Raw genomic sequence first — 13,525 nt, 5'->3', positions numbered from 1 at the left:
TCTGGGCCCTCTTTTGCTTGATGGTAGGCTACGCCCAGGGACTCTCTACTCTGGTGGGGGACTATCTTAAGGAGTCGGGGCATTGCTTTGCTTGGACACTCTTCATTTATATCGTAACTTATTCATCGGACTTGATATAACTTATTCATCGGACTTGATATTACTCGGATTTAATTCAAGAAATTCTCAGCAGACATCAACCCAACAATGGGAAAAATAGTACAGAAATTCAACTTCTCTTTGATAGGCTATTGTTAATTAATAATTGATACACTCGTCCCACCATATCCCCTGCCACCACCGTACAGCCATCCGGGGCAATGGCGCAGCGCAAGATAGCTGCCTCCGCCACAAACGTCCCTAGCACCTCCCCCGTTACCAAGTCCCACACCTTCAAAGTTTTATCTAGAGAACCAGAAACCACTCGCCGTCCATCCGAGGTCACCGCTACCGCTCGTACCCAGTCCTGATGAACCGTAACCGTAAGCCTCTCCTCCCCGGTTACCAAGTCCCACACCTTCAAAGTCGTACGATCTGAGACTGAAACGGCACATTTCCCATCCGGGGTTACCGCTACCGCTTGTATCCAGTGATGATGACCGGTCAAGGTACACAGTTCCTCCCCAGTTGCCAAGTCCCACACTTTCAGGGTGCTATCCATAGAAGCAGAAACAGCTCGGCGACCATCTGGAGTTATGGCTACAGCAGGTATCGAGTGATGATGACCGGTCAGGGTACGCAGTTCCTCCCCCGTCTCCAAGTTCCACACCTTTAGCGTCTTATCCATAGAACTAGACACAGCTCGCTGTCCATCGGAGGTCACCGCTATAGCTTGTACCGAGTCCTGATGACCGGTCAGGGTATATCGCTCTTGTTCCCTCTTCAAGTCCCATATTTTGAGGGCATTATCTATCGTAGCAAACACGGCTATCTGCCTATCTTGGGTCACCGCTAACGCTCGCACCCAGTCCTGATAACCTCCATCATCCGTCAAGGTATGCAGTTCCTCCCCCATCTCCAAGTTCCACACCTTCAACGTATTATCCATGGCAGCGGACACAGCTTGTTGACCATCTAGACTGACGGCTACAGCTTGTATCCAGTCCCGATGACCCCTGAGCGTCAGTTTCTCCTCGCCCGTTGCTAAGTCCCACACCTGTAACGTGTTATTATCTGCGGCCGAAACCGCCTGTTTCCCGTCTGGGGTCACGGCTAAGGCTTGCACCCAGTCCTGATGATCCGTCAGAGTAAGCTCTTCTTCCCCCGTCTTTAAGTCCCACACTTTCAGCGTCTTGTCCATTGAACTTGAAACCACTCGCCGCCCATCTGGAGTCACGGCTACAGCATTGACCCAGTGATCGTGACCCTTAAGCGTAAGCCTCTGTTCTCCCGTCTTCAAGTCCCACACTTTCAGCATCTTATCCATCGAACCCGACACCGCCCGCTGTCCATCCGGGGTTACGGCTACCGCTTGTACCGAGCCAGAATGGCCCGTAAGTGTCAGCAGTGCGTTTCCCGTCTTCAAGTCCCACACCTTTAGCGTATTATCCGATGAACCCGACACGGCTTTCTGCCCATCTCGCGTCACGGCTACCGCTTTGACCATGGAATCATGACCCATCAGAGTAAGCAGTGCCTCCCCTGTCTCTAAGTCCCATACCTTCAGAGTCTTATCCGATGAGCCCGACACGGCTTTCTGCCCATCTCGCGTTACCGCTACAGCCTGTATCAAGGAACGATGACCCGTAAGCGTCAGGGTCTCCTCTTTCGTCTCCAAGTCCCACACCTTCAGGGTCTTATCTGATGAACCCGACACGGCTTTCTGCCCATCTCGCGTCACGGCAACCGTATTCACCCAGGACTGATGACCCCTGAGCGTACACAGTAGGGCCCCGTCGCTGGAGTCCAGGCAGGGGGCGAGGGGACGAAACCAGGTTTGAGTCTGTCGGTCTTTGGCTTGCTGTAAAAGCCGCTCTACTTTTCCCCCACCCCGATAGTGGGGTAAATAGCGCCCTAGGATGGGTATCTTTTGCCAAAAGTATTGATACTCATGCTTTTTCATCTGCTTCAGGTTGAGCAACCGCCCCCACAACTGACTGGCGAACTGTTGCTTATCCTGAGTTAGCACCTGGGCGCTCAGGCGTAACGCTTTCTGCAAACGACGGAGAAATCGATCTTTGTCTTGAACTCGATCAAAGTCGAGCAAGAGTGCCTGAATATCTGTTGCCTCTAGCTTTGGCGACAACCAATCAAAATCTCCTAACAACTGGGCGAAGGCTTCTTCTTCCTCTGCTTTCTGGAAGTGATAGGCTGCGTGCTGATACAAATATGTTTCCCCTTCCACCTGTGCCCCTTTCCAGGGAAACCGCCCTTTGGCATAACTGGCTAAAAATTCCCGATGGACTTTGGCTTTATCCTGAAGCTTTTCCTGGAGATAGTTCCGTTGCATGTCATGGAGCCACACCCATCTGTGGGGGGACTCTCCCTCTACAAATACGAGTGCCCTTTTTTCCAACTGGGTTAACTGCTGCTGTAGTTGAGATTCTTCTTTGTGTCCTTTACGTCCCCACAACTTCACCAGCGCTGCTTCGGATATTTTCGCATCTGGCGGGAATATGCCTAACTCTAGATAAGCGTCTTGTTTTTCCTGCTCCAAGTTCTGGAGACTGACCGCTATACATTTCTGTATGGTGGCAGTGGTGTCGGCCGGATCGAAACCGTCTTCGTCTCCACCTTGCAGTGCCCTCAACATATACTTCCAAAGGGTTCCATCTCCCACTTGCCCTCCAGCTAAGGCTAGGGCTAAAGGTAACTGTCTGCATTCTTGCACGATCGCACTCGCTTCTTCGGGCAACTGTTCCTTGTCCACGTTTGCCCAGTTCGCCAACAACTGCAAGGACGGGTCGTCATCCCACTTCTCTACGAGATAACCTTCGGCTCCTAACCCATCAACTAAATGGCTCTCCCTGGTGGTGAGCAGTATCTGGCAGTTTTTTCCCAACAGCTTGTGCCACCGCTCTACTTCGGGTTGCTGCTTAACCTCATCGAGTACCAACAAACAGGACTTATCCTGTAATAGCTTTGACAGATGAGCTTTCCACTGAACTTCTGTTTCTTGATAAATCTTAGACCCTTCTAAGGCTTGTGCCAATTGTTGATAGAGTTCTATGGGTTTCCGTGTTATCCCCATGGGTAACCACACCACCCCATCTACAAACTTGCGCCGCACTTCCTCATCTTGTGCGATCGCGATTGCCAAAACGGTTTTACCCATGCCTCCCTTCCCCTGCACAACTAGGATGCGGTTGCTCCACAAGAGCTGCTTCAACTGTTGCATCTCCTGGGGACGAGGTAAAAAGTGCGGAGGCAGTTTGGGGACAGTATTCACTGACTGCTCATTGAACTGGATGATACCTGTACTTTTCATCCCTTCTCAACTTATTAATGACTCTAGCTATAGGGTAACTAGGAAAGTGGCTAGTATATCATTGTACAGCATTTCCGAAGGCACTCTACATCAGGAAATTCCAGAAACTCCTAGTCCTGTGGGCGATCGCGATGGGTCTATTGCTATGATGGCTCCAGTGCAGATCGGACGGTAAGGGTAGGAGCATGGTTGAAAAACTGATGGGTACGGAGCTATCCACCAAAGAGCTAACCTTTCAACCGGGTTATGGGGTGGCTCAGTTTGAGGTGAAGGTTCTTAACGAGGGCGATCGCTTTGCCAGTTTTCAGCTAGAGATCCTAGCCGCTGGAGTCGATTCCAACTCTGAGCGCAGTTGGTACACCCTATCCCCAGAAGTTAGCACAAAGAAACCGCCTGGAGACCTTACCCGGTTTATCGTGGAAATTTACAGAACCCCAATTTCAGGGTTCGTGGGCTTGGTGAATCTTACCATCCGCATTTTTTCCCTGGAACTGGGAACTGAAGAACGACATATCCTACGCTTGCGGGTGGAAAAGGGTATCGGTGAACTGGAACTCAAGGCTGAATTGCCTAACTCTACGCTCAAAGGCTATCCCAACAGCGATTTAGAAATACCGATCCGGCTCTATAATCCCGGTCATAAAGAAATTACCGCCCTAATGACGGTCTCTAGTTCCTATTCCTGGTTAAATCCCTCTCCTACACCTGTAAGCTTGCCCCCAGGACAATGGAGCGATCGCAGTTTAATCTGTCCTGTGCCTGATGTTGAAGAGGCGATCGCTGGAATCAACTATTTAGCCGACCTTAAAATTACCCATCCTGATGGCCCCCCCACCCAACTACAAGCCGTCATTGAAATTTTTCTCCAAGGTGAAATCCGCTTTGAAATTCCTCAACTCGAGCAAACCCTTCCTCAAAAACGCCGCTGGTTGCCCTCCTGGAAATCCAATCCTGTAATGTATCCCTTACGACTTCTAAACCAGAGTAATCAACGCTATCAAACCACTATCGATTTACCCCTAGAAGAAAAAACAAACGCCCGAAACCGACTGCAACTTGAATTATTGCCCCCAGAACATACCCTGAACCCAACAGAAACCCAAACCTTTGATTTAAGGGTAGAAACAAAACGGCCGTGGTTGGGATGGGTTCAGGAGCGCCCGATTCCCATTGAAGCTAGGGCTGTGCCGGTAGGAGCAGTTTCACGCCTCTTGCCGTCTTCCCCCCAAGATCTCGATGAACCTGCCCCGACACCCAAGGACACGGCTAGGGGTCGGGTCCCTTTAATCGATCCCCAACAAACCCTGATTCTCAGAGTCTTTCCCATTATTCCTCGATGGTTACAGGGACTATTGATGGTCGGCTTGGCTTGGGTGTTCTGGTGGTTTATTTATGGACAGTATTATTATATTCATCACAAAGGATCGGTCATGACCGTACAACTGAATGGATTAGGCGATCGCCTATTAAGTGGTGGCATCGATCAACAGGTCAGAGACTGGGTCATTGAAGGGCAAAAATTAGAATTTATCGATGTTCGTGCCCAGGCCGATAAAGCTGTTCGCACCGTTAAATATCGCCCGGTCGATAATAATCAAATGGTAATGGGTTTAGAAAATGGAGAAATCCAACTGTGGGATTTATTATCCTATGAAGACGTTCCCGTGCGATCGCTGGTTTATCAAAAAGACGACCGAGTCATGGATCTCGAATTCACCCCCGACTCCCGCTATTTATTCAGCGGTCATGGCAGTGGATTAGTGGCCAAATGGTATGTTGGCGCAGACTTTGAGGAGATACTAAACGTTAACGAACCCGAATTAACGAAAACCTTTGAATTTGCCGTTTCCGATCTGGCATTTGTTGGCCAAAGTGCAGAAACCCTAGCTGTTGCTGGTCGGTATAATCAACTCATCCTCTGGAATACTCAAACGAACTCAACCCAAACCCTAGATATTTCCGATCCAAACACGACTACCGGTCAAGATAACTACATCACCAGTTTGGCAACTGCTGAAAAGCGTCCCTTTCTCTTAGCTGTTGCTGATAATCAAGGCAGTATTAGTATTTGGAATTTACGCCCTTGTCTAGAACCGGGTTTAGGCGCAGGAGTCAATCCGACTTGTGAACTGCTTGATCGCTGGGACAATAGTCATAACGGTGAAGCTGTGCGCTCTATCGCCTTCAGCGCCGATGGCGGATACCTCGTCAGTGTTGGTGACGATGGGGTGCTGATGCTATGGCCCCTAAGAGATACGGGAGAGCGCTTAACCAAATATCTTAAAGGAAAAGCGATCGCCAACCACTCTAACTCCCTCAATACCGTAGACTTATCCCTAATCCCCTCTCGAAAAGACCCAACCGGTTCTCTAGTGCAAATCGTCACTGGAGGCGATGATGGCAAAGTTAGACTATACCTGATGAACTCGATTAGGAATTAACAGTTGGGGGGATGGGGGCAGCTTCCTGAGCGGAGTCGAAGGGAGCGCAGATCGGGGGACACGGAGACGCGGGGACACGGAGACACAGAGATGACCAATTACCAATTACCCATGACCAATGACCAGCGCTCTGATGGAAATCAATCCTTGAGCGTGATTACCAACCCATCAGGCGATAGTGTCATTTCGGCTGGGGAAACCTTTGAATTGCGCGTCACCATTGGTAATCAAGGATTCCAAGGGGCGATTATCGATCTGTTTATTGATGATTCTTCCGGAGCACTCAAATCCTGGTGTCTGAACCCCTATGAACGGTTTGCCCTCAGCTCGGGGAGCAGCAGCGAGGTGGTGTTTTCCTTCCCCATTCCTGTAGAAGCGATTCCCGGTCACTATACTTACTTAATGGTGATTGATGCACCCAAGCATTATCCCGAAGAAACTCCCATCCGTCACCAAGCAACGCTACAAGTTCTTCCTCCCATTCAAGAGGCAGTTCAGTCCAATGATCCTACATTTGCCCTTACTCCGGTTACCACCCCCGAAAAACCCGCCCCTCTACAACTGGGTCAATCGCTGATAGTGACGGTTTTGGTGCATAATCGCTCTAACCGGGTCGATCGCTTTCGCCTCACTTGTACTGATTTACCGGAACTCTGGTGGGAAGTCCATTATCCAGAAGGGATTAATGAGTTGGGTTTGGTGATTATTCCTGATAATCTGGCCCTCAACCCAGGAGCGAAAGGAGAAGTTACCCTAGAATTTCGCTTCCCGGTGAATACGAAAGCTGGCCGTTATTTACCGACTCTGCGGTTAACCGGGGAAAATAACCCAGATTTGATTTTATTAGATGTGGTCTATATCGAGGTTTTGCCTCGGTATGATTTACGGATGGATTTGCGGACGTTAGTCGGTAAAGTACGTCGGGAAGCAGCCCTATTTCAATTGCGTCTACAGAATGAGGGGAATACTCTACGACAGTTACGACTTACGGTACGAGAAGACCAAGAACGCCCGATTTGTGTGTATCAGTTAAATCCCGATCGCCTGAAATTGGATCAGGGAGAGCAATGGCAAGTTGATTTAGATGCAAAACCCGGCCCCTGGTGGCGTAGACCTTTATTCGGTCAAGGAAGAACCCTCAATTTTTATGTGGAACTGACGGATGATTATCAACTGCCCTTACCTACCGATCAAATTGAAGGGACTTTCCTGTGGCAAGCTCGCCCTTGGTGGCAATTGCTGTTAGGGATTTTAGCTGGGTTAGGGTTATTGGGGTTATTCATTTTTACCCTGTGGTGGCTGTTTTTCAAACCGCCTGCTCCGCCCAGAATTGAAGCATTTAACTCGGTTTCCCCGTCCTATTCGGCCGCTAATGATGATTTTATTTACCTCAATTGGGAAATTCGCCATCCTCGACAAATTCGAGGTTTGCAGATTTTAGGCCGATCGCCCAATGGTAATGTTACCAGTATTCCCGTTTCCTACGATCTGAGCCGGGGCTTACCAGAAAGTTTGCAAGAATTCTGTACGCGCTCTTGGCGCAGGTTAGTCTGTGGAAATATTCGCACGGATGCCCGCGAACCAGGGGATTATATTTTTGAGTTAAAGGTGACTCCCAAACGATCGCGAGTTTCCCCGATTATCGCTAAAACGAACCGGATCGCGATCGCTCCCATTCCTCTACCCGAAATCCTCGAATTTAAAGCAACATTAGCCCAACCGGATGCAACAACGGTTACCGTCAGAGAGGGTTCACCAACTGTATCCTCTTCCAATCCACCCAACTCCCAAAATACCACTAATCCACCCGCTAACAATCAGACAAACACGATTGAACTCAGTTGGCAAATCAGTAATCCTAGTGCGATCGCCCAATTGGGTTGGATCGGTCGTAACCCTGATGGAGTCGTCAATAGCGAGGAACAGCGCACCGATCTAGACTCTGGATTACCCGATGATTGGCGCAGGTATTGTACTTTTGACAATCAAATAGGGTCACTGAACCCAGTGGAAGTGTTAAGCTGTGCGGGTGTTCCCGTCACTGTAGACGAGTTTGGTAACTATATCTTTGAACTGACCGTTATTCCCGATCCGCGCATTGAAGGAGAAGCCCAAAGTGCGATCGCAGATGTGATTGAAATCAAAGCACCGGAACCGCCGAAAATTATCGAATTTCAGCCCACCCAACCTCGGTATGAAGTGGCAAAAGGGGAACCCATTCAATTGAATTGGGCGATCTCCAATTCCGATCAAATCGAAGCCTTAGTCTTAAAAGGGCGATCGGCTGAAGGCTTTGTTGCCATGCCAGAAATGCGTTTTTCCTTCCATCAAGGACTCCCCGAACCCCTAAAATCCATTTGTGATGTCTTCGATCAGCTCAATCAACTCCGCTGTCGGAATGTCACGATCCCCCTCTCCCAAGGTGGAAATTATCAATTTCAATTAGGTGTAATTCCCAAACGCGGAACCGGAGAAATTACTCAAACCGAAACCACCGCCACTATTGCCCTAGTTCCCCCTCCGCCTCCTCTTCCTCCTCCTTCACCTCAAATCCTACAACTGCAACCTGGGCAACCTACCTACAGCGAAGAGCAAGGAGAAGAAATTTTACTCTCCTGGGAAATCGAAAACGCCGAGCAACTGCAAGAGGTGCAAATCATCGGTCGGGATACGAGCGGAATTGCCCGGGTTCCAGCCCGCCGTTATCGCTTTGATAGCGGCATCCCTGATGTCCTACAACCCTATTGCATCCTAGCTGGGCGTTTGGTTTGTCAAAATGTCCCCACTTCTGCCCGTCAAGGGGGAGAATATATCTTTGAAGTGAGTATCTTCAATAAACAAAATCCATCAGAGGTCAATGACAGACAACAAACAGAAGTGATTCAAATCTTGCCACGTACTTATCCCCTGGCCATTACCGACTTTACTGTGAATGGAGAAACTGCACCCCTGCGAGTCGTGGTTACCTTGCAACCGGAAACCCGACCCGATCCACTTAATTTAACTTGGACTGTAATCGGTGGCCCCGATACCCGTGTCGAATTACTCCCCTCCCCCGGTACTGTAGCCTTAAGCGGTACTCTTGCCTATCCCATTAGTCCTCAACCCGGACAAGAAACTCTCACCTTAACGGTCACTGGAGGAACTGGGAAACAATTACAACGCACGTTAGTAATTGAAACCGTACTTCTACCCCCTTCTGAGACTTCTCCATCTCCTCCTGGCGATCGCCCCCTACCCGCAGCACCGGATGGTTTATCTCCTGCTGATTTGCCCCCACAGTTTGATTAAGACGAGGGAATAAGAAATAGGGAATAAACCAGAAAAAATCAGTTTTACCCTTTACTAGAACCGTCCACAAAAAAGGCTATAATCCAAAAATCTAGAACTATAGTGTAGGACTTATATGGAATGGATCGGGGCTAGATTTACTGCGTTTAAAAGCTTTTGGATAGTCGGTAAATTATATTGGTGGGAGTCTCCAGATAGATGGGAAGGATATAGCTTGGTTATATTTATGCTCATTTTTCTCAGTCTAGATTCCTTAATCGCAGTTAATCAACTGAAACAGCAAGGCGATTTGATGACTTCCTTGGTGGATTTGGATATTCCAAGATTTTGGGAATCTGTATTTTATTATATGATTTTATCTGTTTCATTGGCAGTTGTCATGGCTATCTGGAGGTATTTAGAAGATAAAATTCGTTGGCATTCTAGAAAATCCTTAACGCATATCTATCTGCAAAAGTATTTTGCAGATATGAACTTTTATCGGATCAATGTTTTCAATGCAGAAATTGACAATCCGGATCAACGCATTGCTGAAGATATCAACGATTTTTGTCATCGGTCTGTCACTGTTTTTAGACAGTTCACACGATCGTTTCTTAATCTGTTTGGATTTATTTTCTTGCTTTGGAATGTTTCCAAGTTGTTGGTTATTGTCATCAGCATCTATTCTGTTGGCGGCTTATTGATTACCGTTTTTGGATTTGGCAGTATTTTAATTCCGATCAAAAAAGAATTTCTAAAAAGAGAGGCTGATTTTCGATTTAGTCTGGTCAGAGTCAAGGAGAATTGTGAATCCATTGCATTTTATAATGGGTTTGACCGAGAATATGAACACTTAAAAAGAATTTTCAATAAGGCTCTAGATGTTTACAATCAAGTTATCAATTGGGAAAGGAATTTAGATATCTTTCAAAATTTATATGATTATCTTACCTGGGTTTTACCTGCCTTGTTTATTGGACCGAGAATTTTAAGAGGAGAACCGGGCATAGAAGTCGGTGACTTACAAAAAGCATTAGGAGCTTTTAGAAGAGTATTTAATTCCTTGAATGTTATCATCAGAAGGTTTGAGTATCTGACTGATTTCATGGCAGGAATTGAACGTTTAGAAAGTTTTGCTAAAGCGCTAGAAGAGAACAGGGAACAAGTCCTCGACAAAACTCCGAGAATTACGATGATTGAGGAATCGCAATTGAGCTTCAACCAGATTACTTTGCAAACTCCCAATTATCAAAGAACTTTAGTGAAAGACTTATCTTTGCAAGTCCCTAGCAGCCAAGGACTCTTAATTGTCGGTGTAAGCGGTTGTGGCAAGAGTTCTATTTTACGCGCAATTGCGGGTTTGTGGGATTCTGGAACCGGTATAATTTACCGCCCACCCTTAGAAGAAATTCTATTTTTACCCCAACGTCCTTATCTGATTTTAGGCTCTCTTCGCGATCAACTCCTCTATCCACGCACTGATCTGAATATTCCCGATCGCCAAATTTATCAAGTACTCAACCAGGTTAACCTACCTAACCTGGCTGAAAAATTGGATAATTTAGATCGGATTGAAGACTGGCATTCCATTTTGTCTATGGGAGAACAACAGCGCCTAGCTTTTGCCCGTTTGTTACTGACTCAACCCCGGTATGCTATGTTGGATGAAGCCACGAGCGCTCTAGATATCCACAATGAGCAAATTCTCTACAAACATTTAGAAGCTCTATCGACCACTTATATCAGTGTGGGACACCGCCCCACTTTGTTACATTATCATCACCAAGTTTTGGAAGTCATGAATGATGAGACTTGGCGACTCCGTTCAGTACAGGATTACCAGTTCAAAGATTAGGGGACAATGCTTTGCGCTAGGCAATAGGGAGTAAGATCGGAGGATGGGATTGCTCCTGGCTATAATGAAAGATCTCGAACAAGCTATCCATGCCGCTTTCCAATAGTTGTAAACACTATAGTACCCAGCGCTATAATAGCCCGGAGAGTCGTTAAGCTACACCGAGAGCCTTGAGCATTGACCCTGATAGGCTTGCCCACTCCATAACTCGTAATCAATTTTTAATTTTTAATTTTTAATTTTTAATTTTTAATTGAAAGAGCCGATTAATGTTTTTAGGGTAAATAAACCTATGGGTCGTGCCAAAAAAGTTGTCTTAGCCTATTCTGGAGGTGTAGATACCTCCGTTTGTATTCCCTACCTGATGAATGAATGGGGAGTGGAAGAAGTGATTACGTTGGCGGCGGATCTGGGTCAGGGGGATGAGTTGGAACCCATCCGCAAGAAAGCGCTTGATTCTGGAGCCAGTGTATCCTTGGTGGCTGATGTGACGGAAACCTTTGTGAAAGAGTATGGGTTTCCCGCCATTCAAGCCAATGCGTTGTATGAAAATCGCTATCCTTTATCGACGGCTTTAGCCCGGCCGTTGATTGCTAAACTGTTGGTGGAAGCAGCTCAGGAATATGGGGCAGATGCGATCGCCCACGGATGTACTGGTAAAGGGAATGATCAAGTGCGCTTTGACGTTGCGATTGGCGCACTCAACCCCAGTCTGAAAATCCTGGCTCCTGCACGGGAATGGGGCTTTTCCCGCGAACAAACCATTGAATACGGGGAAAAATACGGCATTCCTGCGCCCGTTACAAAGAAATCTCCCTATAGTATTGACCGTAACTTATTAGGAATGGCGATCGAAGCCGGCGTTCTGGAAGACCCCTATGCAGAGCCTCCAGAAGAAGTTTATCAGATGACCAAGGCGATCTCCGATACGCCCAATGAACCGGAATATGTTGAGATTGGGTTTGAAAAGGGTCTACCCGTTTCCCTTAATGGTCAGGCGATCGATCCAGTGGCTTTAGTTACCCAACTCAATCAAATAACCGGAAACCACGGTATCGGTCGCATTGATATGATTGAAAACCGTCTCGTGGGGATTAAATCCAGGGAAATTTATGAAACCCCAGCTCTCTTAGTCCTCATCCAAGCACACCGGGATTTAGAAAGCTTAACTCTCACTGCTGATGTGACCCAATATAAGCGGGGAATTGAGCAAACCTACAGTCAATTAGTTTATAACGGACTCTGGTTCTCTCCTTTGAAGGGGGCGTTAGATGGTTTTATCGCCAATACTCAAGAGCGAGTCACGGGTACAGTACGAGTAAAACTGTTCAAAGGTTCAGCCACGGTTGTCGGCCGCAAATCTGACCAGAGTCTCTATAGTCTAGACTGGGCTACGTACGGCGAAGAAGACGTATTTGACCATAAAGCGGCTGAAGGCTTCATCTATATTTGGGGACTCCCCACCCGGTTGTGGTCTCAGCAAACCTAGAGTGAGAAATAGGGGGATAGGGGGACACGAAGATAGTCTGTTCCCTATTCCCTATTTCCTATTTTTTCGCTGTCCGAGCCATATCTAAAAAGCTTTTCATGTTGGCTCCAGGACGACGGCGACTCATGCCTGTCCTTGTATTCATGTACTGGGTTGCAAACCCTCCTTCTACAACAGGTCGAGCTGGTTTTGCTGGAGCAACTGGTTTTGGTGCAGGAGTCGGTGCAGGGGGGGCTTCCTGTTTTGCCTTTTTCTGTTTTGCCTTGATGGAAGTTTTGGTTTTCTTCGGCGCTGGTGCAGGAACTTCAGCCGCCGGGGCAGGTGCTTCAGTAGCTGGGGCAGGAGTAGCTACAGGTTGAGCCTCCGTTTTTGGAGTCTCATCAAACTGAACTTGAAAGTTATTTTTTTTGCCACCGAGTAAATTTTTTAGAAATGCCATAGTTAAAAATACTCCTAAGAGTTCTAAGGGTTGATCGAGTAGATAGGGATTGGGGCTATCTATAGAGCATAAGCTTCATGAAGAATTTTAAGTTTTGTTGGCATATAGGACAAGATTGATTAAATTTTATTTACAATTCTTTACAAAAACACCGATTAAGTTAAAATATCTATGAGTTTTCGGCAATTTCACGTGCTCGCCCGTTACATTCGTTTATATTATCTTCAGTTGTGCACCAGCCCCTTATCCTTGAGGTAAACTCAGAAATACTTCACGCTTCATTAGACCTCTTGTATCATCCTCTTCTGTCACTTTCCGAGAACTAAGATACAATCAGATAGAAGGTCAATAAAGTAGTGGAGATTACCTCTCCTTAATTACTACATCGTTTTATAGTCAGTTCTCCTTGGGATGTCAAAGAATCGAATATTTACCAATGAAACATCAGAAGAGAGTTACATTAGAGAGATTATATTTGGTCACCGAAGGAGGAGAACGTATTGGCAAATAACTACGGATACTTCTACCCTACCAGAAAACTTAACTTCTTGGGTCATGATGAACATTATTACCTCCTAATTTTGTAATATAAATTACTCAT

Annotated in this window: 7 protein-coding genes and 1 pseudogene; 6 read left to right on the top strand and 2 right to left on the bottom strand. The window is 47.0% G+C overall.

Annotated features, from left to right (window positions below):
• Nucleotides 1-229: 229 nt before the first annotated feature.
• On the bottom strand, nucleotides 230-3,427 hold the full coding sequence (locus PN466_RS03365) for an NB-ARC domain-containing protein (RefSeq protein ID WP_271936959.1): 3,198 nt from the start codon (nucleotides 3,425-3,427) through the stop codon (nucleotides 230-232).
• Nucleotides 3,428-3,473: 46 nt separating this feature from the next.
• On the opposite strand from PN466_RS03365, the gene PN466_RS03360 reads away from it, so the two are divergent.
• The 5 genes from PN466_RS03360 to PN466_RS03340 all read left to right on the top strand — a co-directional run bounded on the left by PN466_RS03360 (nucleotide 3,474) and on the right by PN466_RS03340 (nucleotide 12,485).
• Nucleotides 3,474-3,602, top strand: coding sequence for a hypothetical protein (locus PN466_RS03360; RefSeq protein WP_271936957.1), 129 nt, complete (start codon nucleotides 3,474-3,476; stop codon nucleotides 3,600-3,602).
• Between the two features lie 10 nt (nucleotides 3,603-3,612).
• Nucleotides 3,613-5,868, top strand: a complete 2,256-nt coding sequence (locus tag PN466_RS03355; protein WP_271936955.1) for a hypothetical protein — start codon at nucleotides 3,613-3,615, stop codon at nucleotides 5,866-5,868.
• A 90-nt stretch (nucleotides 5,869-5,958) separates the two neighbouring features.
• Nucleotides 5,959-9,159, top strand: coding sequence for a COG1470 family protein (locus PN466_RS03350; protein ID WP_271936953.1), 3,201 nt, complete (start codon nucleotides 5,959-5,961; stop codon nucleotides 9,157-9,159).
• Between the two features lie 115 nt (nucleotides 9,160-9,274).
• On the top strand, nucleotides 9,275-10,996 hold the full coding sequence (locus PN466_RS03345) for an ABC transporter ATP-binding protein/permease (RefSeq protein ID WP_271936951.1): 1,722 nt from the start codon (nucleotides 9,275-9,277) through the stop codon (nucleotides 10,994-10,996).
• Nucleotides 10,997-11,288: 292 nt separating this feature from the next.
• On the top strand, nucleotides 11,289-12,485 hold the full coding sequence (locus PN466_RS03340; protein WP_271936949.1) for an argininosuccinate synthase: 1,197 nt from the start codon (nucleotides 11,289-11,291) through the stop codon (nucleotides 12,483-12,485).
• Between the two features lie 58 nt (nucleotides 12,486-12,543).
• On the opposite strand, the gene PN466_RS03335 is transcribed toward PN466_RS03340, so the two are convergent.
• On the bottom strand, nucleotides 12,544-12,924 hold the full coding sequence (locus tag PN466_RS03335) for a hypothetical protein (protein WP_271936947.1): 381 nt from the start codon (nucleotides 12,922-12,924) through the stop codon (nucleotides 12,544-12,546).
• A gap of 423 nt (nucleotides 12,925-13,347) precedes the next feature.
• Here PN466_RS03335 and PN466_RS03330 point away from each other — a divergent pair.
• Nucleotides 13,348-13,491 (top strand): annotated as a pseudogene (locus tag PN466_RS03330) (IS701 family transposase); the annotation flags it as partial.
• Between the last annotated feature and the right edge of the window lie 34 nt (nucleotides 13,492-13,525).

The organism is Roseofilum reptotaenium CS-1145 (genome assembly GCF_028330985.1).
Taxonomy (GTDB): Bacteria; Cyanobacteriota; Cyanobacteriia; order Cyanobacteriales; family Desertifilaceae; genus Roseofilum; species Roseofilum reptotaenium.
The sequence above is the reverse complement of the archived record's forward strand: the minus strand, read 5'-3'. Positions and strand labels throughout refer to the sequence as shown.